We start from the raw sequence: 24,433 nt of genomic DNA on the forward strand, positions 1-24,433 counted from the left end.
AAGGCCTGGCTCACACGCTGATCTTGATAACCCCGGCCCTCGCCAACCCCCCAGGCCAAAGCCTTGCGCAGGCATCTGATACGGTTTTTTCTTTGCTATCTGCGCCTGTATCGAAATTTCAACGGGGCGGACAATAGGGCCACTCCCGACACCCTTGTCGAGCGCGGCAGGAATGTTCCGGCCGCCCCCTTCCCTTCGGAGGCCTTATGACCAAGATGGCAATTTTCCTGTTTGGCTTTTTGGTGCTGACCATCGGTATCGGTCTGCTGGCGACCATCTCGCCCGTCTGACGTCAACGCAGCCCCTCTCCAACAGCATAAAGACTGACAGCAGGCGGGTGGACATGAAGATGGAGCGGCATGCAAACGGGGGTACATGTCTGTGACAGATGCCTTATCCGTCTGAGCAGATCGACCTAAAATACATCGAGGTACGTTGAGTCTGCCCTTTCACAAGGCTTTCACAGATGAGCGTCTAATGTTGTTTCAGCTCCTAGAGAAACACCTTTTAGCCCGCACTCCCCATCGCGGGCTTTTCTTTGCCCGTGATTTAAGCCAGGCAAAAAAAAGCAAGCCACGCCTCATCAAGATGAATAGCGTGGCTTGCCCTGATAAGCCGCTACTTAACGCGGGCCGGGACCGCCTGGGCCGCCATGGCCGCCGCCCTGACCGTGTCCACCACCACCGCCACCACCACCGCCCGGTGGCATGAATATCCAGCAGCCCGACAGGGACGATAACAACGCGACAATCAGTGCCGCCTTAGTTAGGTTGTTCAACTTCATCACAAGACTCTCTATCCACAAGCTTTAATGCTCGATGGATAAGACCGTTCAAAATGAAGTGCGTCACGCTTATCGTGTAACTTGATGGTAGGGATTGTGTTGTAAAGGCTACAAATACCTGGCCGCTATAGACTGATTACCTGGATCGGATCACTACCGTGGATGCGAGCATGTCGCCTAGACGCTTGCGTGAACCAAAGAAAATAAAAATCCAGTCCAGAACACTCAGAAAGGGCGTCGTGATATTGCGCATAAACGATTGGAATAGATTGCAGCCAAGGTAGCTGCGCTCATCGATCACCGACATCCCCAGCAGCTTTTTACCCAAGCTTTGACCGTTGGGCAGAGCGTCGGAAAACAGGTAGTACGTCGCAGCGACGCCCACAGCCAGAACCCCTGCCACGTCAGACGCAAAACCAAAAACCTCAGCCGTGCGCCCTACCGCGAATAACAGAAAGAAGGTCATCAGCGAGTCGATACACTGACCGCCCAAACGCCGCCCGAGACCGGCCAGGTTATTGGGCTTGCGGTATTCGTTTGGGGTGTTGTTGCCTTCCATGGGGTGTTACTCCATTCGTTTTTAGGTCAGGTATTGCCAGAGGCAAAAAAGCCGGTGTCGATTTCGGTGATTGTTGTGGCAGGCGCAGTTTAAGATATTGAACGCGCCCTCGCTCTGGAAAATTTATCAGCAACGGCTGACTCCCTCTTCCCAAAATGGTGCGAGGCTGAGCATCATTCCCCCCTGAGTCCATCCAAACTTTTTGATGCTAAGGCTGCTTGAAATGCGCAAAGCCAAAATAATGTCCATGATTTGCTTCTGCCTGACAGTGTCCGGCTGCGACAAGGTTCAAGAACTCGTGAAGGCCAACGAACATAAAAAAGAAATAAATACCAACTTCACGCAAAGCCAGGCACTTCAAGACAATGGAAATAGCACCGAAGCCATTGAAAACTTTAAAAAAATTGAAGCCGACCCGGCGGCCAGCAATCAACAAAAGGCATCCGCCTTACGATATATATCCCTTAGCTACTATGAGTTAGGTGACTACCAGCGCTCGGGAGACTATGCGGCAAAAGCTGCCAGCTATTACCCTGCGGGCTCCTACGACTATCTCGTCAACATGGCAGATGCGGATCTGATGCAAGGCAGAATCCCGACAGCTCGAGAGCGCCTGGAACAAGCGGTCAGAATCAACCCTCGTCAACTCGCGGCGAATAACGTACTGGGTCTCTTATATATGGGTGACAACGGTAAACAGTACGCTGACTTCGACAAAGCCCTGGTATTTAACCAAGCGGCTTTTGATATTGCGCCAGGGCGAATAACTCAAATAGTTCTGGTCCGAAATCTAATAAAGGTCGGCCAATACTCAACGGCGCAAACAAATCTGAATGAGCTAAAACTCAAACATCCAAATGACAACCGTCTCCGCTCGCTACAAAACGAGTTAGACACCTCAAGAACCGAGCCAAAAAAGTAGCAGACGCTTACTAAACATTTACACGGCCGATTTTTTAGCCGAAACCAGGGGCAAAAGGCCCAACACTATCTGGGCCTGCTTCGAAACAACTACTCTGCGAGAGACTGAGCGCCTGGCGCTGCTTTCTTGAGTGCAACCTTTGGATCGGGCACCTCCACCCAACCCGTCTTCAAATACTCGTCAGCCACGATTTTACGTATCAAAAAGCAGTAAATGATGGGCAATCCGGCGATAGGGATAGCCATCCAAGGCGGACCGGCAAAAATACCCAAGCCTATGGCGATACCCCAGATTAGCAAGTGCCGCCAAAGGCCGGCGAAGAGCAGATAGATCGCACCGAGAAAGAATATCGCCAGAACCTGAAATGCATCGACCTCTTCAACTTGGTCACTGCCTGGTTTTTTGAAATAGCGGGCCATTGCACTGTCCTTGTGGGTATTAATGCGACGAATCTAACACTGGAAGCCAGATGCGAAAAGGCCAGCGCTAGCTGCACTCTGGTTTCGATCAAAAAACCTTGGGGTTGCGGAACATTTCCCAAATCACAGACAATAAAAAACCCCGTAGACGTTAATCTACGGGGTTTCTAAGAGTGGAGGCCGAGGTCGGAATCGAACCGGCGTAGGCGGATTTGCAATCCGAGCGTGAAAATCAAGTGGGCTGCGGCCTGTAGAGAAATTACGTTCCGAAACCATGGCAAAAAATATGCCCTGGAGACCGCGCAGAATGCGGACTCTACTTTTTGTTTCGGAACTGTTTCAAACCTCCCCCGGCGTCCTGCCGACCGAACACAAACACCCCAAAGAACACCGACTGCTAAGCTGTTCACTCAACCAGAGGACCGCCGATGCCCAACTCAGACCTACTCCCCTCCCTACTCTCCAAGCTCTACGAAAACCAGCTGGCCCTTGAGGCGTCCATCATGGAGATCTCGAACTGGGTCGAGCAGCGTGGCTCCGCCGATGTGGCCGAGAACGTGCGCGGCGCTCTGCACACAATCGATGAGAACGAAGAGTTCATCAAGCTTACCCTGGCCGTCCTCATGGCTCCTGAGTGATCAGACGGTCAGCGGGCTATCGCCCTGACATACGCCTGGCACGCCCGCAGCGCGATCAATCCTTGATCGCCGTCACCGGTAATGGCGAGAATTCGTTGAGCATGCGCTGGGTCAAGTTGGGCTCGCGCGGCTCCATGAACCACGCCGACGGCGCCGGGGGCGGCAGGCACGTTGCAGCCACTGGCTGAATCCGCGGCGTCGAGAAGGACTGACAGCCGGACATCAGAAGTGGCAAGGCGATCGCGCAGAACAGCCTGGTTGCGTTGGGCATCGGATAATTCCCTGGTGTGTTGTTGGTCCTGGCCGGCGAGCTGCTGCTCCAGGGCCAGGCGCTTGTCGGTCTCGGTGCGCGCTTGGGCGGCGGCGGCATTGGTGATCTCCGCCAGGTCGTCCTTGTGCAGGCCGGCCTGCTCGGAGAGCTTCTTTCCCATGCGCCAGTCCTGCACCTGCCAGGCGCCGCCAAAGCCGATGGCCATCGTCAGCAGGATCGCGGCCAGGATCTGCCCGGGCGTCACGACATCACCCCGCCCGCCAGCCGGTACTGCTTTAGCAGATCCTCCAGTCGGTGTTCGCGCTGCCCATATCCCGCGCCGGGCAGACTGGCCCAGATGTTCCGGCACTTCGTGATAGCCGTTTCGATCCGCCCTGCCACCACGTCGGGCAAAGCCCGGCACTCGCGGATGTGCTGCAGCGCCAGAAGGTCTTGGCTGATCGGACTGAAGTCCGGCAGCTTGAGCAGCGCCTTGTAGTGCGGCCAGTCCTTCAGCATCTGCTGGTATCGGCCGGAAGCATTGGACGTCAGCCCCTTGCTGTTGATGACCTTCGACGCACGCCCCTTGGCGAACGGGTGATCTGTGAAGTCTTTGAAGACCTCGGGCTTACGATCGGCGCCGGTGACGATCACGTCGTAACCATCCATGGCCGTGGCCGAAGATGTACTGGTGCCCTCGCTCCAGGCGAGCATGTCGAGGAACGCCAACGCGTTACGGCCGTCGGCGAGTGATTCGGAAAGTCGGGCCATTGCTTTTCTCCAGACAAAAAAATACCCGCTCATGGCGGGTGACGGTGTTCGGCAGAAACTCAAGACGCTGGTGGAAGGCCCAGCCGGTTGATGGTTGCGCGTGCGGCTGTGCGTGCCTCTTTGATTTCGTCCGGGATGGGCGTGCCATCCTCAAGCAGGGCGAAGGCATGCCAGTTAGTTTCCTTCAGGTATGCGTGGGCCCGCTCCAGGCTGACCTCATTCGCACGATCCTGCTCTGACTTGACCGGTTCAAGCTTGCTCCAGTCCACCATTTTCTTGTTCCTCCTGAATTTCTGGTAGCTCAATCACGGCGGGCGCGGGTGGCGAGGTGTCGGGGAACTTTACCGGACCGCTGCGCGCTTCGATTACGATTGGCTCTACTGGATTGCGGTATTCCTCGGGGCTGTTCCAATCGACAGGAAGTCGAAGGGTGAAGTACAAGGTCTTGCCCTTGCGCTCAACGTATTCAGTTTCAACGAAGAACTTATTACCAACCGCACTGCCAGGAAGTCGATAACCGTCAGGGATGACTGACAAATCTATAGCCTCACCATTAATGGTAATAACGTCGCCACTAACAGACGCTTCAAGCGGCCACTCGACAAGGTCTGGCCAAAGTTTAATTTTCATTATTTCCACCGCCCAGAAACTTGAATTGCACCTGTGAACGTCTGCGCCGTTGCGCCATTGCGAAGTAAAACCCTTACAGTTGTTGCCGAGGTTAAAATGCCCATTGCGCCGCCAACGTCCCATGTCATAGACGGCGCTGGTGATGCGCTAACTGTTGCAAAGTATCTAGCGTCAAGGACGTTTGGAATTGTTACGTCAAGATAGCCATTGCTATTTGCCGCTATTGTTGCGCTGGTCGGTATTGGGCCAATAAGTTCGATCTTGCCGTTTGCATATTTAAAAATATCAAACCCAGAAACGGTAGTTCTAGACATTAACCCGCCGCTTGCCGGATCAACAAAGGCGTTTACATCATCATATATTTTTGCCCAGGTGCCAGACACTCCACCTGCCCGCCCTCGACGATATAGATTTCCGGTTCGCCAGTCCCCCAGCATCTGATAAACAAACGATCCAGTAGTCTCATAGCTAAGGCTTATCAGTGCGCCGTCCGTAGCCCCTGTAGGATATGAACCGCCCTGCCCCCCGTAGGAGAATGATGCGCCCGACATTAAGGTTAACGCTGCATCGGGAGTGTTTGACCTGTTCTGTAACTGCCCACCCACCCCGCCATACCCCACGATCATTAGTCGGCCAGGGTTGACGTCATTGGTCGCCCCAACCGGAACCAGGCCCAAGGCTGCCTGAGCGGCTGCCTGCGTCTTCCCGCCAGTGCCACCTCGCTCCAATGGCAGCGGTGCGGCAGGCGTGCCAATGCCCTGATAGAGCTCCAAGGTCATCGCATTTATCTTCGAGCTCGCCACGCGCGGCGTGTCGCCACCGAGACCAGTAGGCGGCGTACCGAGAATAATTTCTTGTCTTGCCATGGTTTTCTCCAGGCGAAAAAATACCCGCATAGCGGGTGGTGTAGATCAATTGATGAGTGCCCGATCAGGTGCCGGGGAGTCTGGCGAATACAGCGCCGGGGGCGCCGATATTTATCCATGGTGAGAGAGCGCTAACCCCAAACACCTGCAGCCTGTTCTCTGAATAGTTGAACCTTACAGCTGATGTAAGCCAGTTTGTGTGGTTCTGTAGTATTCCTCGCGAGAATGGATTGATCATAAAGTACTCATCAGATTGCAGTGGCGCAACAGATCCATTCGCCCAGTAGTAAGCCTGTGCTGTCGCATTTAGAACTACCTGACCCTGATATGACCATGAGTTATTGGCCCTCGTGAAGATCACCGGAGCGGCCCCTGAGTCGAAAATCAGCACGCCATTTGCGCCCCACATCCTGAGCCCGTAATCGGCCTTAGTGATTGACGCGAATACCGCCGCAAACCACTTGCCTGCTGGCCTGAAGTTAATGTTCAGGGACGTTATTGAAAACCCAGTCCAAACACCAGGACCGCCACTAATGGTCATGCTCGTATATAGCTCATTCGGTCTAGCCGAGCTGTTCTGAATGAATACGCACGGCGGCTCCGGCGTGGTTATGGCGAATGGGAACGACACTGACACCGATGAACTGCCGGATGCCTGATACGTTCCACTGTACAGCGCACAAAGCCTAGGTTGCTCTGAGTCTATCTGTACATAGCTTCCATCGTTTACAACAGATAGACCGAAATTCAATTTTTGAACCTCATTACAAGCAACCTGAACTGTATTGTTGATCCTATAGCGTCCGGCTCATTGGGGTGTTTTGAGCGTACAACAACCGAACCGACGCCTACCGACATAAACGGCATAGCGCTGTAGCAGTAGTTGTTAGCTGCGGCCTGGGTAGGAAGTATGACGGCTGTGCATGTTGCCGGGTTGAACCCGGCAATGTTTGCTGTAACTACGGCGCCCATGGCGAGCGTATAGACTGCATTGTGCAGCACCTGATAGGTGTAGCTGTCGGTATCCATTTCGAGCACGCCATTCGCGCTCCACGTCCTTACTCCATAAGTCATGGCGAAAGCCTCCCCACCAATACACGCAGAAGCTCGTTGATGTCGTAGACCGAAAGGCCATCGTTATTGAGCAGTGTCGAGCCACCGGTGCCGGCGCTGCGAAGCGTGAACGTGCCGGCCTTCACGTTGATTTCCAGCAACGGCCGCCCCTTGGAGTCGACCGTCTCTGATTTCAGCGTCATCCCCAGAATGATCTCCTGGATGAATGCCTTGTTGATGACCGCTTGGTTTATGAAGACCTGGCCACCACTCACCACGAATGGCGTTATCAGTTGCCCGCTCACCTCATCCACAATTGCGAAGCGTTGAGCAAACGCGAGGATCTCCGATGTATTGCCGTCAGAGCCCAGGGAAAGCCCTGCCATTACCTTCTTGCCGTTGCTGGTGGTTTCGGCCTTGATCGTCGTCATCGACGAAACCTTCCCGTCGGTCGTGGCCTGGGCCTTGCTGACGATTTGAATAGCTGCCGAGTTATCACCGGCGACCGCCTTAAGGGTTTTGATCTCTTCGGCAGTGGCAGCTTTGTCAGTTGCCATGGCTGTCTGCACGGTCGTGATGCTTGCCGCGTTCGCCGCCACATTCGCTTCGACAATATCTGTACGCTGCGACTGCGCGAAATCCCGCTCAGCAATTGCGGACATCAGCGACCAGGCCCCGGCCGAGGCGGTGTCATCGCCCGCACTGCCCTGCTCCGAGCCTGCAGAGTCGGATTTCACCAGCGCATAGACGCCTTCCAAGCGTTCGGCGGTGGCCGTGACCTTGCCGTCCACCTCTTCGATGGCCGCCTTGTTCTGGCTGATTTCCAGTGCCATCGCCGCATTCGTTTCGGCGATGGTGCCCAGGTTGAACCAGTAGTTGGCGTTCGGCGGTGCGGTGTTGACCGGTACCGCCTTGGTGGCCTGGAACAGTTGCTGGCCTACCCGGACCATGTCGCCTTTAGCGTAGGCCTTTGTGGAGGCGTACTCCAGAGCGTCGACAACTTCCGAGATCAGATCCTCCAGCTCCTGCTTGGCCTTCTCCAGGCGATCGTTGACCGAGCCCGGCCCATCACCAGTAATCAGGTCGATCTCTTCCCGCAGGCTCTGGTACAGCGCGCCCTTGCCGATCTTCTCGGCGAAGTACTTGTCGTACTCGGTCTGGTCAGAACTGGCCCGGCCATTCACGGCTCCCGGGATCGGCCAGAACGGCCCGACGTTGCCGGTACGGTCCACCAGGCGAGCCCAGAAGTAGACGCTCGCGCCGGCCAGGATGTTCTGCATCTCGTGCTTGGCCTGCGGGTAGCTGAAGTCGCTCAGCTTCACCGCAGTGGTTAGGTCCGGTGACTGGCTGTACCAAAGCTCCGTCCGCTGGGTGTCCTCGGCGCCCGGCAGGAAGCCCCACTGGATGCCAATGCCATAGACCAGGCTGGTGGTGGTCAGGAACGCCACCGCCGGCGGCAGGCCAACCTTCCCTTCCAGATTGGTCAGATTGGAGCTCTTCCAGATCGAGGAAATCTCGAAGGCACTCACGGACCTGACCCGGGCCACGTAGGCGCCGGAGTAAATGCCAGTGACGTCGACGCTGGTCGAACCGGTGCGCTGCACCTTGATCCAGTTGCCGCTGTCCTTGCGCCACTCCACGTCATAGGCGACTGCACCAGTCACGGCGGGCCACGAAATGTTCATGGTGCTGATGGCGATGCCCTGGTTCACAGCGTAGCTCGACGTCAGGGTGACACTCGCCGGCGCCGGAACGACGGTGATCGGCACAACGCTGATTGGGCGCTCTTCCAGGCGCGCGCCGGTGTCGATGTGCGCGAATTTGCTCGGGTCATACTGCACGGCCGATATCTCGAACACGCCGGGCTCCGGCCGGGCCACGCTCACCACCCTGTACAGCGGGATGGCGAGGTCGTCGGCATCCAGCGCCCACACCAGTTCGGGTTCGGGCGCAACGGAGTAGGCCACGGTAACGGTGACCTGCCGGCCGCTGACCAGTTGCACGGTACGCCCCTCGCACTTGCCGTCGGGCAGGTTGAGGATCAATCGATCGCCGGGCTTGGCCTGGGTATCACGGTCCAGCGTGATGACCTTGCCGTTCACCGCAGAGATGCGCCCGCCCACCGGCCGACCGGCCAGGAGTTCGTCGGCGATCGGGATCACGTAGCCAGGTAGCGGGATGCGCCCGTCGAGGCCGACCTTGAAGGTAACGGCCCGGTCCTTGGAGTTGGTGAGCAGCGCCCACTTGCCTCGGCGCTGAGCCTCCGACTCGCGGGTGCAGCCGATGGCACTGATCTCCAGCGGATTGTCGCCGTAGCGTCGCTGCAGCTTGGCATCCGTAACGGCAGTGACGTCGGTGTCGTAGTTGTTCGCCGGGTTGTCGTAGCTGATCAGGGCGCGACTGTACCGAGTGCGCTCCGACGCGCTCGAGTAGGTGAACTTGCCGTCGATCACATTCGCCCGGGTGTAGGCAAAGTCGAAGTCGGTGGCTCGCGGCATATCCGACAGGGTGAAGACCTGGCCCTGGGCCCAGTACGTCATGCCGCGGTAAATCGCAGAGATGTCGCGTAGCAGCGACCAGGCATCAGCCTTGCTCTGCAGGTTCAGGTTGCAGATGAAGCGCGGCTCCTGGCCGCCCTTCCCGTCTGGCACCAGTTGGTCGCAGTACTGCGAGATGCGGTAGAGCTCCCACTTGTCCACCATCCACGGTTTGATGCGACGGCCCAGGCCGAAGCGGTCGGCCGTGGTGATGCCGTATGTAGCCCACGTCGGATTGTTGGTGTAGACCTCTTTGAGCGTTCCGTCCCAGATACCACTGTATGTCCGCGACACGGGGTCGTAGTTGCTTGGGACCTGCCATTTGCGAGCCTTGCAGCCGACGGTTACCGCCGGAATGCTGCGGAACTGCTCGGCCGAAAATTCGATGTAGAGCAGCGCGGTGTTCGGATAGCGAATCTTGGCGTCGATAACCTCAGTGAAGCCGGCGATCTGCATCGTGTCGGAGATTTTGTTGTTGTTCTGGTTGATCGTCAGACGGGTGATGCGCATCAGCCAGCCGGTGGTGGCCCTGGGCAAATCGATACGGCGGGTGCGCTCGTAAGTGCTGGTGGTTTTGCCGTCGACAGCCTCACTCAGCACCTGCTGATAAGCACCGCCGTCGGTGGCGAGCTCAACTTTGTACTGAATCCGGTAGCCGTTGATGTTGTTGCTGGCATCTACGGACTGGAGCGCCGGCCAGGCAAAGCGCACGCGCACAGCCGAAAGCTGGGTGTTACTGATTGCCCGAACCCACGGTGTGCCGCTACGCAACTCAGTGCTGATGGTGGTCTCATTCTCGATCGACGGGATGCCCTGGATATAGGTCTGGTCCACGGCCCCGGTGCGCCACTCCCACTTCACATTCGGGAAGTTCATGTTGCCCTGGGGGTCTTGCAGCGGGGTGTTGTCGAGGTAGATGTCGCGCGCGGTGGGCGTGCCTTCGAACTCACCCTCCCCGATGGCAATCAGCATCTTGGCGATGGCAACAGAGCGCAGGCTATCCGGGGCTTCCGTTGGCGTTTTTGCTTTCTCTTCGCCGCCCTTGGCGCCGTGGATATCAATCTTGCGTGCTGCGCCCATGCATTCCTCCAGGCAATAAAAAACCGCCTCATAGGCGGCTGCGGTGCTGCGGGTTTCTGCTACATCTGGTCTTCAGCATAGATGGCGGCGCTGATAATTGCGCCACCCCACCGGCGCTCGCCTATGCAGAGCGGTACCGGGTTGCCCGATGCAGTCGTGTTCTTGGCGCTGCCGAAGGCGTAACCGGGGGTGTTCTCTGGCGCGGCGCTGGTCTTGAGGCCGCTGGCCTGGGGGCTGAGCATCTGGATGACGCCGCCGGCAGCAAGTGCAATGCCCGGCGCGGCAAGAGCCTGAAAACCAGGGATAAAAGAAACGGCGATCAAGATCACTCCGACGATCGTTTGAAGAAGGCCAGCCCTCTTACTGCCAGTAATGATTGGGGCTATACGAATTACTTCCGTACCTGTATATCCCAGCTCTTTAGCCCCAATGTTCTTCGATCCGCGAAACACGGCAAACTCAATGCCCCGTGACTTCGCGTTCGAGATGAACCTCTCCAATCCTGGGATCTGTACACACAAAGCCTTAATTGCCTCCGCTGGTGAGCGCACGGAGAGTCGGAACGACCTTCCGAACTGCCGGAGCTGACCGTAGAGCAGTATGGTGGTCATGGGTTGATAGTTTATCGCGAGTGCTGGCACGGGTTTTCTCCGGATAATAAAAAACCGCCCGGAGGCGGCTTGTTTTGATTCTCTTACAGACAGCTTTTAACCGCCTTTTCCATGTCACCCCTTCCCCATCCCGGCCCCCACGCCAGGCGCTGATAAAGCTTGACCTCGCTACCCTTCGCGGTCTTTCGGATACTCAGCAATTCGTCGGTCATGTTGCTGCTGGCCGCGATCAGGCGATAGCCATACTCCGTCTCGGACATCGTCACGTCGCTACGTGCATCCTGCCAGCGCGGGAAAACACATAACGCATACCGCTTCGGGTCTTTCCCGGTACTTGCTGAAATGCTCGGCGCTTTCGACTCAAGGTCGCCAGGCGAGACACACCCCGCCAGCATCGCCACCGCTACCGCTGCTATCAAAATCCGCATGTCGTTCCCTCTTTGGTTTGGCGTCAAGCTGAGCCCAGTTTTAATGATCGGCCTCGGCGGTCTGAGGTCTCGACCGAATAGTGATATCCACCTGATCAACACCAACGCCATATGTTTTAGCGAGACACCTTATGGCCTCATCCATGCTGAAAGGACCCAAAGTATCTGGCTGAGCCTGAAACGGAACAACCTCTCCAATAGTGAAAAACGAAGCATCGTCAAAGGCGACAAGTGTCGGGTTATGTTGACTAGAGCGGAAAGACTTAAACGCCGCTTCGTAAGAAGGATCGCCGCCCATACCTGCGATCGACCTGATTTGAGTGAAGCGGAAGATTAGTGGTCCGCCTTCCTCTCTCGGCATCAAGATTTCATCAATTTTCGCCACCCACATTGGGCAATGTTCGGTGCAAAGAATTAGGTAGTCGACGCCTATCCAGCGTCCGAAGTCTTGCGCGTTAGCGAAAATCCCCAGAGACCTTTTGGCAGGAATACTCTTGAAGTCTTGACCTGAAATGGGCAATGAAACTGCGTTAACCATGGTGATCCCTCACTTTAAAGCATCAGATTAACCTGATACCTGTCCAGGCATCCAGCGTGGATGGAATTCCAGTAACTGGTCGAGTGTTTGGCGTAGTAGCGTTGTGCCTCATTTCTAACCAGGGCAGGACGGAAAATGGCACTTGTCACCAAAGATACGGCGAAACACGTTTTTACTGCCAAGCCAACCATTCTCGGCGGCGGCGACTGGAACGACCTACACCAGATCGGGAGCATAGTTCCAGCCTCGGGCATCTACCGGTGCGAAGGCTGTGGCGATGAAATCACCTCGAACAAAGGTGACAAATTTCCCCCACAAAACCATCACCAACACGATGGCCTGCTCGGCTCAAAGGTTGAGTGGCGCCTGATCGTCAAGACAGAAACAAAAGCGTAAAGGATTCCCCAGTCCTTCGCCTGCAAGCCCAAGGACTGGGATAGCGCCAATATCGGCGCGTTTATGACCTGGAGGTCAAATGTCGTTTCATATTACAAACGTAGCTATCGCGGAAGATGGTCGTCTGTTGGTTGCTCTCAAAAGCAATGCGTCAGGCACTCAAACTCAAATCTGGGTTAAGCCAACGGCGCCGATCAACTCCTTGACCATCGCTCAAATTGAACAGTTGGCGAAGGAAGAGGCGGCGAAGGAGCACACTTGCTAATGAGCGCCGGCCGAAAGCATATAAATTCGAGATGAAAGACTTTCGTCTGCCGAGGCCCTATGGCTCGACTCCTGACTGAGTCGAGCCTTCAATTCCTGAATTTCACGCTTGAGTTCCTCCAACTCCTTTGTAATCGCTTCGTTCTTATTCATGATTTTCTCCTGATGCGCTGCGGCGCCATGTTGGTTGTTGTGCGTCTTTGTGCCTCAGGATCAGGCGCGTCCGGTCATGCCATGGCCCGCCGAAGACGATAATTTCCGACGGCCTGCAGTACAGGTGATGCAACAGGAAGGGGCCAGGGCCGAAGGTGCCCGACTCTTCGCCTGGTAGCGCAGGATCAGTGCCCAGATAGATGCCTGCATGATTGGGGTGAACCGTGCGCCCTACCTGCATAACGATCAGATCCCCTCGCTGTGGCCGATCTACGCGTACAAAGCCGGCAGCATCGTAGTTCGCCTCGTAAAGGCTGGCGTTCTCCGCACTCTCCCACCAGCCATCGGCGCGCTGGAAGGCTTCGAATTCCAGACCCCATTCGCGCTGGTACCACTCGGCACAAATACCCCAACAGTCCCAAACCCCATGAACAAATGGGCGATTGAGCAGCGGCGTGCTGCCGGTTGGCGTGATCGTGCGGAGATCCCCCTCGGGCCACGACAGAATGTGCCACGGCAAGGCAGTGGCCTCGCACATGGCCAAGTCGTGCGGTGACGGCCGGCTGGTAGCGTCGGGGTGTGAGTGGACGATGCCGATCACCTCGCCCAAATCTTCTGCCGCAGCGTAATCCTCGGGGTCAAGCCGAAACTCTTCGTTCGGCTCCGTGGCGATGTTCCGGCATGGGAAGTACTTCTGCGCGCGCCCTATGGCCAACAACAGCCCGCAGCACTCGCGGGGATACTCCGCTGCCGCGTGCGCCTGGATCGCCGCAATGATGTGTTTGCGCATGGTCAGCTCCTGGCTATCAGGGAAACGGCGGGGAAGCCACCGAAGGACAGCTCGTTGTTCTCCCCGAAGCGCAACTTGCACGACGACAGACAGCCCTTGCACTGATCCTTGGCAGGGTCATCCGTGGGGTTGTCCTCATCGTCGAACATGGCCGCGCCGGTGTAGCCGCAGTCAGGCCCACGGTATCCATTGGTCATGGCCCAGTGGCAAAACGTCGTCATCTGGCGTCCGGGCAACCCGTGGTTGACGATCTCTCCCGGGGAAGACAGCTCCCAGACCACGGCCTCGCCGTCCTCACTGGTTTTCTGGTCGATGTACCAGATCTCCAGCGCTTCCTGGGTCGGGTCTGCAGTCGGGTTGCCGTCGGGGAAGTTAGCCGCGTCCAGATACTGGGCCAGGGTCTCGCGAACCGTCAGCTTGAACTTGAGCATGTCCTCGAAGGCCAGGCACAGTGCCGTGACCCGGCCGTTGACGTTGCCAGCAGCGAATGTCGGCCGTGAGGCTGTGCCGTCGCTACTCGAGGAAATCCCCTCAATCTGTACCGGCCAGGCCGCGTACTCCTCGCCCTGCCACCAGATCGACTTCGCCGGCAGATCATCTTCCGAATGCTCGTAGGCCAGCAGCTCTTCAGGTGTGTGCGGAATGGCGTGCCCGTGGAAGCGCAGGTAATCCGCGCCGTACTCAGTCCCGTCAATTTCAAACAGGCGAATCTCGCCGCCGGGCTCCAGCTTCTGGATGTCCGTGATCAGTGCCATGGATAGGCCTCAGGGATGAAAGGTTTGCTTGAAGGTGGCGGTGATGGCGTAGACCTGACCGCCACGGTGAACTGGTTTGTAGCCGTTGCACTTGTAGAGGCCAAGCACTCCCAGCGGGGGTTCCCACAGGAAGCCCTTGGCGCCCTTGTGCCGATCGAGGAACGCCTTGATTTCCAGAACGCGAGCCTTGGCACCAGTGAAAGTGAGCGGCCAGGATTGGGACTGGTTGTTGAGACCATCCTCGACCGACTGCTCGTACCCATCGCCGAACTGCTTGGTCCGGACGCGCTGGGTCACATCACCCTCCGCGCCCTTTTCCGTTGCCCAGGTGAATCGTTCGATTGCCATCAGCGCCCCTTGATTGCTTTGTTGATGACGCCGCCCTGGCCCATGTCCTTGTTGCGCATCTGCTGGTACTTCTGCTCAACAAACGCCGCCAGCTCCTTGCCAAACAGGTCGTAGCCAGGCGCGTCGGCGGAGGACGATGCGTTGCCCTCTCCGTCGATATGCACCTCGACATTGATCTGCGTTCCGCCGGACCCGCCGCCCATGGCCATAACGCCGAGCTTGCCGCTGGACGTCCGGGTCAGGGGCATGATCGCTTCTTCCCCAGCCTCACCCATGACCCCGGTTTTGCCGTTGGCCATACCGAATGCCGTGGGCTTGCTGACGATGGAGTTGGTGAACGCGCCGCCGTCGGCGAACATCTGCACGCCGCCCGACCAGGCACCGCCCAGGGCTTGCGGGAAGTAGCTGCCCGAGTAGCCCCCCGCTGAAGCGCCAAGGTTGGAAGATGTAGCACCAGCAGATCCAGCGGCCAGCCCGTTGCCGCCGGCGGCACTGCCGCCGAAGTAACTCGCCGCAGCCCCCACCAGGCTGCCCAGCAAAGCGGAACTGGCCTGACGTGTCGCAATGCGCGCCATGTCCGCCAAAATCGACTTGGTGAAGTCCGCGAACGACGCTTTGCCTGTAACGGCGAAGTTGACCAGCGAATCCTCCATGGAGCTAAAGGCGTTGCCGAACAGGCTTTTCGTCTGGCCGGCGATGTTCCGCGCCGAATCCAGGTAATTGTCCCAAGCTGCCGTCGCGCCCTTCGTCCAATCGCCCTGGGCAGCTTCCACATCCGCGTAGTTCTGCCGGATTTGGTCGGTCGCCGCCTTGTTCGCATCGGCGAGCGCCTGCGACTTACGCTTGAATTCCTCGGGGTCCATCTTCCGAGATGGATCTGACTGCTGACTCTCAAGCTCGCGAACCTGCTTGGCATAGCTGTCCTGCTGCCCATTCAGCTCACCCGATAGCGCGTTCTGCCTATCCCCTTGTCCAACGCCAACGACTGCGCGCTGACCGGCAAGCACCAGGGCTTTCTGCTGCTCGCCAAGAGCGTCGACATACCGTTGGATGTTGAGCGTTTGTTTGTCGATCCGCCCTTTCTCGGCAATAGCCAACACTTCAAGCTGGCTGTCAGCTTCCTTCTGCGCCTTGGTCATCCCTGCGCGTGCGTCAGCGATCTTCTGGTCAAGCTGAATGCTTTGCGCGGCCGACGTGGTCTTCTTGCCCTTGGCGGCTTCCAGCGCGGTGATTTCCGCCTCGTAGGCTGCCGTCACCTGATCGCGCTCGTTGCCGATCAGGGCCTGGCGGCGCAGCAGGTAGTCAGCCTCGGATACCAGGCCGGCCTTCTGCGCCGCGTCCAGTTCCTTCTGGTAGTTTTTGTAGTCCGCGGCGATGGCCGCCAGGCTGTTCTTGGCGTCGTTGAAGCCGGTCAGGTCGACCTGAGAACCCGAGGCCTTCGGGTCTTTGAACTTGTCGTTGATGTTGGAGATGTTCTTGTCGATCGCCGCCTGATCGAGGCGAGAATCCTTCGGGTCGACCTTGCGGATGTCTTCGAGCTGCTGCTTGTACTCCTTGATTGCCTCGGCGCGCTTCTGCTCATTCGTCCATGACGATTTGGTCAGTGCGTCGATTTTCGCCATGGACGACACTGCATCGCCCTGCGCTTTCGCTTGCTCGCTCTCCCACTTGGCGATATCGGCTTGCGCGGCCTTTTGATCCTCCAGCATGTTCAACTGGTTGGTGTAGTAATCGACCATCACCTGTTTGTTTTGGAAGACACCAACGTTGCCCTTCTGGGCTTCGGCCAGGTCACGGCGCGCCTGTTCGATATCGGCGCCGATGTCTGGCCGACCGAGATTCTTGAGGTTATCGGCGGCGCGCGCTACGGCGTTGTAGCCTTTCTCCCAGAAACTCAGGTTTTCCAGAATCTTCGGGGTGCGCTCGTTGATCGCGTCAGCGTAAGACTCGGTCGCCAGCTTTACCGCACCAGCGTGGTCGCCCTGCTCTTCCAGCGCCGTGATCTGCGAGTAAACCGAAGCTGTCAGGTAGTGGTACTGCTCGTTCAGCGCGGCGGACGCCTTGACCGGGTCGTCGGCCAGTTTGGAAAACTCGGCGACTGTCTCACTCACCGCCTTGCCCGTGGCTTCCTGCATCGACACAGCGGCCTGGGTGATGCCAGTGAAGCTCTCGCCAGCGATCTTGCCGTTGTCGGCCAGCAGCGCGAGAACCGCAGCAGCCTGGCCGGTGGTGCCCACGGTTGCGCTGACCTGCCGCGCCATGTCGCCCAGTTGCCCTGCGCTAACTCCAGCATAGTTGCCGGTGAGGATCAGTGATTTGTTGTACTTGTCCTGCTCTTCGCTGCCTTTGTAGTAGGCGACCCCAAGAGCGGCGACAGCGCCTGTCGCAAGGGCAATAGGCGCCAGCATGGCCAATAGGCCGGCGGCTGATGCGCCAGCACCTGCGCCAAGCTGAAGAACAGCACGAACACCGCTCCCCCAGTCACCAGAAGACAGCGCGTTGCCAAGCTGCGTAACGTTCTCCTGCGCCTGGCGGGTGCCGAGGCGCAGCTTGTCGAAACCGGTGGCGGTTTTTTCGAGCTTGGCATAGTCCTTGTCGATATTGCCCAGGGCTTTGTTGTAGTCGTCCTGACTCAGGCGCCCCGCGTCCAAGTGCTTGCCCAGTTGCTCGACTTGAGTGTCGAGTTTCGCCAGCGCCGCGCGGGCCGGGTCAATTGCCCCCAACAAGCTGTTGAGAGCTTTTTGCTCATCCAGAGCGGACTTGGCCAGGGCCACCTGCTGCTTGTCGAGCTGCGCGGAGATCTTCGCCGCTTCTGCCTCGCCATAGGCGCCGGTTTTGGTCAGCTTGGCGAGAGCATCACGCTGCTTTGCCAGGTCCTGGGTAGTTTTGGCACTGGTGGACAGCGACTTTTCCAGCGCCTCCATTTCGTTCATCAGCGAGACGGCGGACTGCTCGGCCCGGCCGCCAGCCTTCGCCATCTCATCCAGGCTTGTTTTGGCCTGGATCGCATCGGCCGAGTCGATCTTGACGCCGAGTTCTGCAATGTTCATCGACTCACCTTGAATAAGTGCCCGTGGTTACGGGCTGTTTTCCCTTTCCTCCGCCATGACGCGCAGGGCTTCGCCTTCCAGGACTTGAAGGTCAGGGAAGATTTCAGCGAGTTTCTTTTTCTTGATGCCAAGGAAGCTGGCCACGTCGCGGATGCTGCTGTAGTCGAGACCGATCGCGCCGCCGGTGCCTGCCCGCCACTGAGTGGACATCCTGTTGAACAGGAGGAAGGCCGGCCAGTTGCAGGGCCAGACTTCCACATCGTCCTCATCGAGGTCGGCAGCCGTCAGCCCGAGAGCAGCCAATTGCTCAGCAGATTGGCCGCTTCCGTACATTGCTTTGGCTGCCGCTATCAGTTTCCCAGGCGAGCCTGGCTGAATGCGCTCTGATAGGCGCTCACGACCGCTTCGGCGGTGCCATAACAGGACTTAACAAGGGCCTGGATGCTCTTGTCGTCAAACTTGTCATCGAACCCCCACCCAACGACGAGATCCTTGATTTGCTGCACCTGAAGCTCGGTCTCGGCAGAAACGACATCGGACAAAGTGGTGGCTTCGCCGAAGCTCTCACGCATCTCCTTTCCCTTTGCGCTCCACTCATCGAACAAGGCCGCAAGCCCCGGGCGATCCCGATACTTGAAGGTGAACTCGATTTTCTCGGGCTCCTCTCCAACAATTGGGATCAGCACGAATGCCTTGAATGTAGGGTTCTGGGCGATCCTGATCTTTGCCATGGGAAATCCTTATGCGCCAGCCAAATAACGGAGCGAACGAGCGGAAAGCCCGATGCTGATGGTGCGCGTCATGACGTTGTTGCGCTCCATGGTTGGGTCAGGGGTAATGCTCACATAGCCCGGGTAGAGAATCTGGTCACCGTTACGCAACTTCATGCGGACCACCGCCAGCTCCTTGGTGTCGTCGTACCCTTCGACGGTCTCGACGTACTGAGCCGTTGGCTGGTCCTCCACCACGATGGTGATCGTGGTCGGATTGCGGTTTGTCGGGAACTGTTTGTCGTCGTCATCTTCCAGGTAGCCGACGGTTTGGTACTGCTGCTCGCCGCCAGAAGATGTGAAAGACGTGACCTTCGAGATCTGCGTCCAGCCGGACACCGGGATCACAGAGCCAGCGCCTGCACCGACGGTGTATTTGTCGGTATTGGTCGTGTTGAGACCGGCCAGAGCGAAAGCATCAGCAGTAATGCCGGAAGCCTTTACTGCGCGGTCGTTGATGAGCGCCCAGCCAGAGTTGATCAGCAGGACGTCGCCGTTTTCAATGCTGTGCCCTACAGACGCAGCGACTGGCGATTTCGCATTGGTCAATGCGGTGAAAGCAACTGCGGAGCCCATAACGCTGGCGATCTCCAGCACAGCGCCGTTCGGCAGCGGGAAGCGTGCGGCCATGTTGTATTTCCTCTTGAGTGCCCGCCTGGCGGCGGTAGGTTATGCCCCGGCGGGCGGTTGGTCTGCGACACCCTGATAGGTGAAGCTGGCCGGGACCGTGTAGGTCGCCGACTCTGTGATAGTGGGTCCCTGATCTACTGGCTCAGTGATCAGGCCTTCGAAACCGTTACGGGTCAGGGGCGTGTCGACGCGGAACAGCCGGGTCAGTTCATCAATAAGCGTCTCGGCGGTGGCCATAGCCTGCGCCGACGGACAAACGATGCTGACCTGATAAACACCGGCGTACTCGTAGGCCTCCCCGCCGAGATAGCGGCAGGTGGTGCTGGCTGGAAGTTGAAAGGCTCGGAGGTAGGTTTCAGAAGAACCCGGAGTGAACGGTTGATTTGGGTAGGCCACCCTTATCGGGCGCACAGCCGCCCATGCGGCCAGCTTCGTTTCGATGGCCTGACGGGCGCGTGCGTGACTCATACCTGGTTGTTCCTGATGGCCTCCAGCACGATCTGCTGAAAGCGAGCCACGGTTACCCGAACCATGCCGCCGGGGGCCTGGGTGGAATGGCCGAACTCCAGCGGAATCGCATAGGGCAAGTTGTTAACGATGAAAGCTGTTTGCCCGGCCTTGAACTCAATGGCACCCGCGACAAGCCTTGCGGTTGCCTCGGTCCCTGTCGGGTCTGGGTGAATACGGAAGCTGTTGTCGACAGAGCCGATGGAGAAGTTCCAGTTCGCCCGAAAGCGACCGCCGACATAGTTTTGGCCGGCGACTACTCCATTCACGCTGAAGTTCTGGTCGCGCTCGGTCTTCGTCAGAGGCTTGGCGTATTTCACGCCACGCTTGAGGTTGCCCGCCTTCGTGAAGTTCGATTCGTTCAGGTTGATGAGCGTATTGCGGACGGCGACTTTGAAGTCGTAGTCATCGGCAGCGCGGGAGCTGGCCTCGCGATGAGCAACGTTGGCAGCCCATATCTCAGGGTTGCCCACCGGGGACATGCGGATGATGCTGCTACCAATCTCGATAATGATCTCGCGCAGGCTCGCGTCGATTGCTTCACTGGCCTGGGCGGCGAACTCGGCCAGGCTCAGGGCGAAACTGCCGGATTGACCGGCCCCTGCCCGGCTCATGACCGCACCTGCAGCTCATACAGGATCGGCGTGCCGGCGGGGCTCACTTCTTTCAGCGGCGGAACGATGGACCAGGTGCGGCCCTGGACCACAACTTTGTCGAGTAGGCCGGGGACCCAGGCCAAACCCTGCGCCGCGATCTTGAGCTTCTTGTCGCCCTGTTTGATGAGGCTGTTGTTTTGGAATTCTTGGCCAGTGAAGTCGAGCACGATGCCTTGGGCAATTTGCTCGACGGTTGCGCCTGGCGCTTCGCCGCCCGTCTCCGGGTCGTACTCACCCGGCTCCGTCTTGCTGATGGTCACGGGCTGGCCGAACTCTGTGATCATCTCCAGAGCCATCACGGCCATTTCATCGTAGAAGGTGGCCATGATTTCTCCAGAAGTTTCTAGTGCGTAAAGTCTGATCTCTTTAAAAAGAAAGCACGCAAATATAGAAGAGCAAATGCGGGAATTGCGGCCGCAGACAAAGCAACCAGCCAATTGCTGTGGCTATCGTCGTAAAACTTGTACGACATAACCGCCTGAAACAGTGCAATCAAAGGCAGACTGCATAACGCAATCATTCGTCGCCTGCTTCGGTGCGAACTTTGGTTCCGCACTGATGCGCTAAAAAACAGAATCAGCCACAGAAAAAACCACTCTGTGATCCCCGTTAAAATCAAAGCTAGTGAAATTAGATCTATGAGCAAATCAACTGCCTCCATCCATCTCCAGGCCAGAATATCGAAGATCGTTTCCAGGTGCCCATTCTAGGCCTTAACGGCAAATAGTCCGCGCCGCTGCAAATAGTCGGAAAACTGCGTAGCGCTGGGTCGATCAGGCGCCGCCGGCAGCAGTCGGCCACTGGTGTTCGGGATGGTCGCGTACTCGCGAGTCACCGCGCCTTCGACACGCTCCAGCGTTACCGCGCCTTTGCGCTTGTCGATCGGGTCTATGTCGTCCTGATGAATCTCGCCGGCCAGGGCCATCTGGCCGTACTGGATGCGCGCCGGCAGGTAGTTGTTCGGCTTGATCTCATGATCCAGCAGCACTTCCCGGCGCGGCCAGGACAACGCCTGCTCGCTGCTCATCTTGCGCCCCTTCCACGTCATGCCATCCATCGCCAAGGCGGCCCGGCGCAGCAGCGCTTCCTGTTCAGGGATACCCGCAGGGATGACCGTGCCAAACTTCACGGCATACAGGGCCAGATCCTCGGCGCTCGCGTAGCTTTCGGCGTCAGGCTTGCCGGTGCCGTCCTCGATGATGAGTGTCATGCGTCAACTCGCTGGAATGGTTTGAAGATTGGCCGCCGGGTCACCGGCAGCCAGCAGTATCACGCCTTGGGCAGATCAGTGACGAGCTTTTCCAAGGAGTCTTTAGAGGCATTGGCACGGTACTGGACCTTGGCCTCATCGAGCTTGGCTTTCAGCGCCGCGATTTCTCCAGCCTCATCAGCCGGCGGCGTGACGGCGGTCTTCTTCAGCGCTTCGATCTCACCGCGCAATTCGTCGATCGTCAGAAGCAGGCCGTCACGCTCAGCGGTCAGTTCGCCAACCGACCCATGAATGGTGCCCAGCACTTCAAACAAGCGCAACGCCAGTTCGCCTGACTCGGGACGGTGAATCTCACCAGAATCCAGGCCATCAACAAGGTTCTGGATCGATCCATGTTCAGCACGCAAAGCCCCGATAACTTTTTCCAGTTCGGCCTGGTTGGCCGCGCCAGCAATCTGCACCCGATTCGCCTCCTTCACGGACACGTCGATGCCGGCCGCTTCATAAGCGTCGACTACGCTGGGCCAATCACCAATCACCAGCACACTTGTGACACCAGCTTCCGGCTTATCGAAGTGTTCAGGATTGCGGTACCGCTTCTCCGGGTCGAAGCCGTTCAGTTGGTTGCTGTAAGTCAGTTCCATGTGTTTCTCCAAGGCGGCCATCGCTGACCGCGCGTTGAGTTTGAGGCTTAGCCGCCAGTGACCGGAGGCGTTGCAGTGAGCGTGATCATCACTCCAGCGGTGACCTTGTTACTGCCCGCATGCTTGATCCAGTTGGCAGCAGAACCGACTGCGGCCAGGGTTGGGTTGGAGCCGCCGGTGGTGGCTTTCCAGCTATAACCCAGCACATCAATGTTCACGGTGCCTTCAGCGCGGTAGCCGATGCTCAGGTTCTCTTCATCGTTCACTTCGTAGGAGCGGAAGCCTGGGGCCTGAGACTCGGTAATGGTCACGGCGTTTGGCAGCAAGCCGAAGATCACGTCCGCCGGCGCGGTGTCGGTCACCAGTACCGGCTTGCCCAGGGTGCCAGGCAGGCCGCCGTAGATCACGACACCAGCCTCTTCGTAGATCTTGTTGGTGATCGCTTCGTCGACGATGTCGAAATAGGCGCTGGAGTGCATGACCCACAGTGCAATGCGGCCGAACTTATCGCCGAACTTGCGCATGCCGCGGGTCAGCGTCTTCTTGCCGTCGGTTTCAATGTTGGCCGAAACCACCATGTCGGCGTTGGAGCCGATGGCAGCGCGCAGACCAGCAGTCGCGTACTGGATGAAGCCTTCCAGGGTCGCGTCAGCAACGTCGGCGCCGACGATCTGGGAGAACTCCTCGACCGGACGACCGCGGCGCTTGAACGCCTCTTCGGTGGTTTGGTACGGGCCGTACTTCCAGGGTGCCTTGACGCCAACAGCTTCGCCGGCGCTGATCTTCTTGGCAGTTACCTTGCCGTCAGAGTTGACGTCGCGGTGCTCCAGCGAGCCGTTCAGCTTGTAGAGGGCGCGCTTGCGGAAGTCGCCTTCAATCAGTTCGTTGTCCAGCACCATCGCGCCGTTGGACGATGCGTTGAACACATCCAGGTTGTCCTGTACGCGCTCCAGGTATGCGGTTTGCGCCTCATCGTTGTAGATGATCAGGTCGCTGTTTACGGTTGTAGCCATGGGTCAATCCCCTTACTTGGGCAATGCGAGATATGCGGTTTGGCCGTGCTTGCGCTGGAAGTCGCGCTTCTGCTCGGAGGTCATTTCGGAGCGCTTGAATGCAGCCTTGCCGCCACCCCCGCCCGGGGCAAATGTCCCTGAAGCCCTTGGCCACAGATGAGGTGCGCTTTCGCGCAGAGACTCAGCCCATTCGAGCGGAGTCAAAGGGGTCTTGCCGTCTTTACCGAGGATGACCTGACCGGATTCATCAACGGCGACTGCATCGCCATCTTCGTTAAGGGTGAACACGCCTTTGGCGCGCAGGATGATGTCGTCGGTTGCTTCCGGCAGTGCGCCGGCCTTCAGAGCCGCACCACGTACCGAGTCGCCCAGGACTTTGCCCTGGAACTTGGCAGCGAAGGATTCAGCCTTCTCGGCACGCTCGCTGATGGTCTTCAACTGCTTGTCGTAGTCGCCACGCAGGCGCTCTGTGCGACGGTTGAAGACCTCGTCCACCTTGCCCTCGGTCAGCAGCTTGGTTTCTTCGTCCTGGCCCGCTCGACTGAGCAGTCCTTTGACGGCGTCGATGTCGATGCCTTCAAATTGGGTTTCGAACTGGGTCAGCTTGCCGGAGGTTTCCTTCAGCTTACCCAGCAGTTCTGAGTTCTTGGTTTTCAAACCAGAAACGGATGCTTCAACGGCAGTCGCGATAGCGGCCTTGATTGCCGGGTTTTCCAGGTCGATTTCGTTTTCTTCTGCCACGTTTATGCACCCCTTGGGTTTGGTACGCCTGCCTTGTAGGCATAAAAAAACCCGCCGAAGCGGGTTATTGGGAAATCATCATCAGTAGTAAATTAACTCTAGAGTCTTCGCGACATCTGCGTTGTAGGGTCGTCGCGGATACGCTTCATTAATAATGGACGAATACCCCAATCCGCTTTTGCTAGCCATATCTTTTAATTCCGGATGCTGCCCGGTAAATAGAATAATTTTGTTCAGCTCATCATCAGGCAACCGGCCCTGATTCAGAGCTTTTTGAACAATGACGTCTAGCTCTGAAAGAATAGCCGCGGCTCTCGCATTATTTTTCGCGGCAATGGCCGAGCGGTACAAGTGGAACTTCATTACCACTTCATACTCTTCGGATATCGTTAGACTGAAAATCATGTATGGGCACCGCTC

Annotated in this window: 33 protein-coding genes; 4 read left to right on the top strand and 29 right to left on the bottom strand. The window is 57.7% G+C overall.

Annotation, left to right across the window (positions count from 1 at the left end; translation table 11 throughout):
• Nucleotides 1–622: 622 nt before the first annotated feature.
• A complete protein-coding gene (locus U5A08_RS15105; RefSeq protein WP_253396063.1) occupies nucleotides 623–784 on the bottom strand; it encodes a hypothetical protein in 162 nt (53 codons plus the stop codon).
• Between the two features lie 136 nt (nucleotides 785–920).
• Nucleotides 921–1,343, bottom strand: a complete 423-nt coding sequence (locus U5A08_RS15110) for an RDD family protein (RefSeq protein ID WP_321847271.1) — start codon at nucleotides 1,341–1,343, stop codon at nucleotides 921–923.
• Nucleotides 1,344–1,566: 223 nt separating this feature from the next.
• On the opposite strand from U5A08_RS15110, the gene U5A08_RS15115 reads away from it, so the two are divergent.
• Entirely contained in the window at nucleotides 1,567–2,265 is a 699-nt protein-coding gene (locus U5A08_RS15115; protein ID WP_321847272.1) for a tetratricopeptide repeat protein, read from the top strand.
• An 89-nt stretch (nucleotides 2,266–2,354) separates the two neighbouring features.
• Here U5A08_RS15115 and U5A08_RS15120 read toward each other — a convergent pair whose 3' ends face one another.
• A complete protein-coding gene (locus tag U5A08_RS15120; protein ID WP_321847273.1) occupies nucleotides 2,355–2,684 on the bottom strand; it encodes a hypothetical protein in 330 nt (109 codons plus the stop codon).
• 428 nt (nucleotides 2,685–3,112) lie between these two features.
• On the opposite strand from U5A08_RS15120, the gene U5A08_RS15125 reads away from it, so the two are divergent.
• Nucleotides 3,113–3,322: a hypothetical protein gene (locus U5A08_RS15125; RefSeq protein ID WP_253396067.1), complete on the top strand. Its 210-nt coding sequence runs from the start codon at nucleotides 3,113–3,115 to the stop codon at nucleotides 3,320–3,322.
• Nucleotides 3,323–3,330: 8 nt separating this feature from the next.
• On the opposite strand, the gene U5A08_RS15130 is transcribed toward U5A08_RS15125, so the two are convergent.
• From U5A08_RS15130 to U5A08_RS15175, 10 genes are all read right to left on the bottom strand, one after another.
• Nucleotides 3,331–3,837, bottom strand: coding sequence for a lysis system i-spanin subunit Rz (locus U5A08_RS15130; RefSeq protein ID WP_321847274.1), 507 nt, complete (start codon nucleotides 3,835–3,837; stop codon nucleotides 3,331–3,333).
• Entirely contained in the window at nucleotides 3,834–4,343 is a 510-nt protein-coding gene (locus tag U5A08_RS15135) for a glycoside hydrolase family 24 protein (RefSeq protein ID WP_321847275.1), read from the bottom strand. Before U5A08_RS15135 ends, U5A08_RS15130 begins: the two co-directional genes overlap by 4 nt.
• A 59-nt stretch (nucleotides 4,344–4,402) precedes the next feature.
• On the bottom strand, nucleotides 4,403–4,615 hold the full coding sequence (locus U5A08_RS15140; protein WP_321847276.1) for a hypothetical protein: 213 nt from the start codon (nucleotides 4,613–4,615) through the stop codon (nucleotides 4,403–4,405).
• Nucleotides 4,593–4,973 (bottom strand): hypothetical protein, encoded by a 381-nt coding sequence (locus U5A08_RS15145; protein WP_321847277.1) that lies wholly within the window; start codon nucleotides 4,971–4,973, stop codon nucleotides 4,593–4,595. Before U5A08_RS15145 ends, U5A08_RS15140 begins: the two co-directional genes overlap by 23 nt.
• Entirely contained in the window at nucleotides 4,973–5,839 is an 867-nt protein-coding gene (locus U5A08_RS15150) for a hypothetical protein (protein ID WP_321847278.1), read from the bottom strand. Before U5A08_RS15150 ends, U5A08_RS15145 begins: the two co-directional genes overlap by 1 nt.
• Nucleotides 5,840–6,586: 747 nt before the next feature.
• Entirely contained in the window at nucleotides 6,587–6,913 is a 327-nt protein-coding gene (locus U5A08_RS15155) for a hypothetical protein (RefSeq protein ID WP_321847279.1), read from the bottom strand.
• Nucleotides 6,910–10,509: a TipJ family phage tail tip protein gene (locus U5A08_RS15160; RefSeq protein WP_321847280.1), complete on the bottom strand. Its 3,600-nt coding sequence runs from the start codon at nucleotides 10,507–10,509 to the stop codon at nucleotides 6,910–6,912. Before U5A08_RS15160 ends, U5A08_RS15155 begins: the two co-directional genes overlap by 4 nt.
• Nucleotides 10,510–10,568: 59 nt before the next feature.
• Nucleotides 10,569–11,150: a tail assembly protein gene (locus U5A08_RS15165; RefSeq protein WP_321847281.1), complete on the bottom strand. Its 582-nt coding sequence runs from the start codon at nucleotides 11,148–11,150 to the stop codon at nucleotides 10,569–10,571.
• A gap of 53 nt (nucleotides 11,151–11,203) precedes the next feature.
• Nucleotides 11,204–11,548: a hypothetical protein gene (locus tag U5A08_RS15170; protein ID WP_321847282.1), complete on the bottom strand. Its 345-nt coding sequence runs from the start codon at nucleotides 11,546–11,548 to the stop codon at nucleotides 11,204–11,206.
• A 40-nt stretch (nucleotides 11,549–11,588) separates the two neighbouring features.
• Complete coding sequence (locus U5A08_RS15175) at nucleotides 11,589–12,086, bottom strand: hypothetical protein (RefSeq protein WP_275958737.1); 498 nt, start codon at nucleotides 12,084–12,086, stop codon at nucleotides 11,589–11,591.
• A gap of 135 nt (nucleotides 12,087–12,221) precedes the next feature.
• Between U5A08_RS15175 and U5A08_RS15180 the strand changes: the two genes are divergently transcribed.
• Both U5A08_RS15180 and U5A08_RS15185 read left to right on the top strand, forming a co-directional pair.
• Nucleotides 12,222–12,482, top strand: coding sequence for a protein L (locus U5A08_RS15180; protein ID WP_321847283.1), 261 nt, complete (start codon nucleotides 12,222–12,224; stop codon nucleotides 12,480–12,482).
• A 79-nt stretch (nucleotides 12,483–12,561) separates the two neighbouring features.
• Entirely contained in the window at nucleotides 12,562–12,747 is a 186-nt protein-coding gene (locus U5A08_RS15185) for a hypothetical protein (protein ID WP_167665090.1), read from the top strand.
• On the opposite strand, the gene U5A08_RS15190 is transcribed toward U5A08_RS15185, so the two are convergent.
• The 16 genes from U5A08_RS15190 to U5A08_RS15265 form a co-directional block, all read right to left on the bottom strand.
• Nucleotides 12,744–12,899, bottom strand: a complete 156-nt coding sequence (locus U5A08_RS15190; RefSeq protein ID WP_321847284.1) for a hypothetical protein — start codon at nucleotides 12,897–12,899, stop codon at nucleotides 12,744–12,746. The two genes, U5A08_RS15185 and U5A08_RS15190, sit on opposite strands and share 4 nt — an antisense overlap.
• Nucleotides 12,892–13,689, bottom strand: coding sequence for a C40 family peptidase (locus U5A08_RS15195; RefSeq protein WP_321847285.1), 798 nt, complete (start codon nucleotides 13,687–13,689; stop codon nucleotides 12,892–12,894). Before U5A08_RS15195 ends, U5A08_RS15190 begins: the two co-directional genes overlap by 8 nt.
• A 2-nt stretch (nucleotides 13,690–13,691) precedes the next feature.
• Nucleotides 13,692–14,444 (bottom strand): phage minor tail protein L, encoded by a 753-nt coding sequence (locus U5A08_RS15200; RefSeq protein WP_321847286.1) that lies wholly within the window; start codon nucleotides 14,442–14,444, stop codon nucleotides 13,692–13,694.
• Between the two features lie 9 nt (nucleotides 14,445–14,453).
• Nucleotides 14,454–14,792, bottom strand: coding sequence for a phage tail protein (locus tag U5A08_RS15205; RefSeq protein WP_177032908.1), 339 nt, complete (start codon nucleotides 14,790–14,792; stop codon nucleotides 14,454–14,456).
• Nucleotides 14,792–17,842 (bottom strand): phage tail tape measure protein, encoded by a 3,051-nt coding sequence (locus U5A08_RS15210; protein WP_321847287.1) that lies wholly within the window; start codon nucleotides 17,840–17,842, stop codon nucleotides 14,792–14,794. The genes U5A08_RS15205 and U5A08_RS15210 overlap by 1 nt, the downstream gene beginning before the upstream one ends.
• Before the next feature lie 27 nt (nucleotides 17,843–17,869).
• Nucleotides 17,870–18,175, bottom strand: coding sequence for a DUF1799 domain-containing protein (locus U5A08_RS15215; protein WP_321847288.1), 306 nt, complete (start codon nucleotides 18,173–18,175; stop codon nucleotides 17,870–17,872).
• A 17-nt stretch (nucleotides 18,176–18,192) separates the two neighbouring features.
• Entirely contained in the window at nucleotides 18,193–18,573 is a 381-nt protein-coding gene (locus U5A08_RS15220; RefSeq protein WP_104902938.1) for a phage tail assembly chaperone, read from the bottom strand.
• A gap of 9 nt (nucleotides 18,574–18,582) precedes the next feature.
• The gene (locus U5A08_RS15225) at nucleotides 18,583–19,242 is read right to left on the bottom strand and encodes a phage tail protein (protein ID WP_046382985.1); all 660 of its coding nucleotides are present in this window, start codon (nucleotides 19,240–19,242) and stop codon (nucleotides 18,583–18,585) included.
• A 39-nt stretch (nucleotides 19,243–19,281) separates the two neighbouring features.
• Nucleotides 19,282–19,710: a phage tail terminator-like protein gene (locus U5A08_RS15230; RefSeq protein WP_321847289.1), complete on the bottom strand. Its 429-nt coding sequence runs from the start codon at nucleotides 19,708–19,710 to the stop codon at nucleotides 19,282–19,284.
• Complete coding sequence (locus tag U5A08_RS15235; RefSeq protein WP_321847290.1) at nucleotides 19,707–20,363, bottom strand: hypothetical protein; 657 nt, start codon at nucleotides 20,361–20,363, stop codon at nucleotides 19,707–19,709. The genes U5A08_RS15230 and U5A08_RS15235 overlap by 4 nt, the downstream gene beginning before the upstream one ends.
• Nucleotides 20,360–20,731, bottom strand: a complete 372-nt coding sequence (locus U5A08_RS15240) for a hypothetical protein (RefSeq protein WP_321847291.1) — start codon at nucleotides 20,729–20,731, stop codon at nucleotides 20,360–20,362. The genes U5A08_RS15235 and U5A08_RS15240 overlap by 4 nt, the downstream gene beginning before the upstream one ends.
• A 380-nt stretch (nucleotides 20,732–21,111) precedes the next feature.
• Nucleotides 21,112–21,615 carry a DnaT-like ssDNA-binding protein gene (locus U5A08_RS15245; RefSeq protein WP_321847292.1) on the bottom strand — a complete coding sequence of 168 codons (504 nt, stop codon included), beginning with the start codon at nucleotides 21,613–21,615 and terminating at the stop codon, nucleotides 21,112–21,114.
• Nucleotides 21,616–21,674: 59 nt separating this feature from the next.
• A complete protein-coding gene (locus U5A08_RS15250; RefSeq protein WP_321847293.1) occupies nucleotides 21,675–22,259 on the bottom strand; it encodes a hypothetical protein in 585 nt (194 codons plus the stop codon).
• 47 nt (nucleotides 22,260–22,306) lie between these two features.
• Nucleotides 22,307–23,272 carry a major capsid protein gene (locus U5A08_RS15255; RefSeq protein WP_122822492.1) on the bottom strand — a complete coding sequence of 322 codons (966 nt, stop codon included), beginning with the start codon at nucleotides 23,270–23,272 and terminating at the stop codon, nucleotides 22,307–22,309.
• Nucleotides 23,273–23,284: 12 nt separating this feature from the next.
• Nucleotides 23,285–24,013 (bottom strand): hypothetical protein, encoded by a 729-nt coding sequence (locus U5A08_RS15260; RefSeq protein ID WP_017479625.1) that lies wholly within the window; start codon nucleotides 24,011–24,013, stop codon nucleotides 23,285–23,287.
• Nucleotides 24,014–24,094: 81 nt separating this feature from the next.
• Nucleotides 24,095–24,418 carry a hypothetical protein gene (locus tag U5A08_RS15265; protein ID WP_321847294.1) on the bottom strand — a complete coding sequence of 108 codons (324 nt, stop codon included), beginning with the start codon at nucleotides 24,416–24,418 and terminating at the stop codon, nucleotides 24,095–24,097.
• Nucleotides 24,419–24,433 lie beyond the last annotated feature (15 nt).

The sequence above is a fragment of the Pseudomonas paraveronii genome, assembly GCF_963681955.1.
Taxonomy (GTDB): Bacteria; Pseudomonadota; Gammaproteobacteria; order Pseudomonadales; family Pseudomonadaceae; genus Aquipseudomonas; species Aquipseudomonas paraveronii.

What these genes read in the sequence shown, in the direction of transcription:
- U5A08_RS15105 (WP_253396063.1), bottom strand. Translation starts at nt 784, where the DNA reads ATGAAGTTGAACAACCTAACTAAGGCGGCACTGATTGTCGCGTTGTTA.
- U5A08_RS15110 (WP_321847271.1), bottom strand. Translation starts at nt 1,343, where the DNA reads ATGGAAGGCAACAACACCCCAAACGAATACCGCAAGCCCAATAACCTG.
- U5A08_RS15115 (WP_321847272.1), top strand. Translation starts at nt 1,567, where the DNA reads ATGCGCAAAGCCAAAATAATGTCCATGATTTGCTTCTGCCTGACAGTG.
- U5A08_RS15120 (WP_321847273.1), bottom strand. Translation starts at nt 2,684, where the DNA reads ATGGCCCGCTATTTCAAAAAACCAGGCAGTGACCAAGTTGAAGAGGTC.
- U5A08_RS15125 (WP_253396067.1), top strand. Translation starts at nt 3,113, where the DNA reads ATGCCCAACTCAGACCTACTCCCCTCCCTACTCTCCAAGCTCTACGAA.
- U5A08_RS15135 (WP_321847275.1), bottom strand. Translation starts at nt 4,343, where the DNA reads ATGGCCCGACTTTCCGAATCACTCGCCGACGGCCGTAACGCGTTGGCG.
- U5A08_RS15140 (WP_321847276.1), bottom strand. Translation starts at nt 4,615, where the DNA reads ATGGTGGACTGGAGCAAGCTTGAACCGGTCAAGTCAGAGCAGGATCGT.
- U5A08_RS15145 (WP_321847277.1), bottom strand. Translation starts at nt 4,973, where the DNA reads ATGAAAATTAAACTTTGGCCAGACCTTGTCGAGTGGCCGCTTGAAGCG.
- U5A08_RS15150 (WP_321847278.1), bottom strand. Translation starts at nt 5,839, where the DNA reads ATGGCAAGACAAGAAATTATTCTCGGTACGCCGCCTACTGGTCTCGGT.
- U5A08_RS15155 (WP_321847279.1), bottom strand. Translation starts at nt 6,913, where the DNA reads ATGACTTATGGAGTAAGGACGTGGAGCGCGAATGGCGTGCTCGAAATG.
- U5A08_RS15160 (WP_321847280.1), bottom strand. Translation starts at nt 10,509, where the DNA reads ATGGGCGCAGCACGCAAGATTGATATCCACGGCGCCAAGGGCGGCGAA.
- U5A08_RS15170 (WP_321847282.1), bottom strand. Translation starts at nt 11,548, where the DNA reads ATGCGGATTTTGATAGCAGCGGTAGCGGTGGCGATGCTGGCGGGGTGT.
- U5A08_RS15175 (WP_275958737.1), bottom strand. Translation starts at nt 12,086, where the DNA reads ATGGTTAACGCAGTTTCATTGCCCATTTCAGGTCAAGACTTCAAGAGT.
- U5A08_RS15180 (WP_321847283.1), top strand. Translation starts at nt 12,222, where the DNA reads ATGGCACTTGTCACCAAAGATACGGCGAAACACGTTTTTACTGCCAAG.
- U5A08_RS15185 (WP_167665090.1), top strand. Translation starts at nt 12,562, where the DNA reads ATGTCGTTTCATATTACAAACGTAGCTATCGCGGAAGATGGTCGTCTG.
- U5A08_RS15190 (WP_321847284.1), bottom strand. Translation starts at nt 12,899, where the DNA reads ATGAATAAGAACGAAGCGATTACAAAGGAGTTGGAGGAACTCAAGCGT.
- U5A08_RS15195 (WP_321847285.1), bottom strand. Translation starts at nt 13,689, where the DNA reads ATGCGCAAACACATCATTGCGGCGATCCAGGCGCACGCGGCAGCGGAG.
- U5A08_RS15200 (WP_321847286.1), bottom strand. Translation starts at nt 14,444, where the DNA reads ATGGCACTGATCACGGACATCCAGAAGCTGGAGCCCGGCGGCGAGATT.
- U5A08_RS15205 (WP_177032908.1), bottom strand. Translation starts at nt 14,792, where the DNA reads ATGGCAATCGAACGATTCACCTGGGCAACGGAAAAGGGCGCGGAGGGT.
- U5A08_RS15210 (WP_321847287.1), bottom strand. Translation starts at nt 17,842, where the DNA reads ATGAACATTGCAGAACTCGGCGTCAAGATCGACTCGGCCGATGCGATC.
- U5A08_RS15215 (WP_321847288.1), bottom strand. Translation starts at nt 18,175, where the DNA reads ATGTACGGAAGCGGCCAATCTGCTGAGCAATTGGCTGCTCTCGGGCTG.
- U5A08_RS15220 (WP_104902938.1), bottom strand. Translation starts at nt 18,573, where the DNA reads ATGGCAAAGATCAGGATCGCCCAGAACCCTACATTCAAGGCATTCGTG.
- U5A08_RS15225 (WP_046382985.1), bottom strand. Translation starts at nt 19,242, where the DNA reads ATGGCCGCACGCTTCCCGCTGCCGAACGGCGCTGTGCTGGAGATCGCC.
- U5A08_RS15230 (WP_321847289.1), bottom strand. Translation starts at nt 19,710, where the DNA reads ATGAGTCACGCACGCGCCCGTCAGGCCATCGAAACGAAGCTGGCCGCA.
- U5A08_RS15235 (WP_321847290.1), bottom strand. Translation starts at nt 20,363, where the DNA reads ATGAGCCGGGCAGGGGCCGGTCAATCCGGCAGTTTCGCCCTGAGCCTG.
- U5A08_RS15240 (WP_321847291.1), bottom strand. Translation starts at nt 20,731, where the DNA reads ATGGCCACCTTCTACGATGAAATGGCCGTGATGGCTCTGGAGATGATC.
- U5A08_RS15245 (WP_321847292.1), bottom strand. Translation starts at nt 21,615, where the DNA reads ATGACACTCATCATCGAGGACGGCACCGGCAAGCCTGACGCCGAAAGC.
- U5A08_RS15250 (WP_321847293.1), bottom strand. Translation starts at nt 22,259, where the DNA reads ATGGAACTGACTTACAGCAACCAACTGAACGGCTTCGACCCGGAGAAG.
- U5A08_RS15255 (WP_122822492.1), bottom strand. Translation starts at nt 23,272, where the DNA reads ATGGCTACAACCGTAAACAGCGACCTGATCATCTACAACGATGAGGCG.
- U5A08_RS15265 (WP_321847294.1), bottom strand. Translation starts at nt 24,418, where the DNA reads ATGATTTTCAGTCTAACGATATCCGAAGAGTATGAAGTGGTAATGAAG.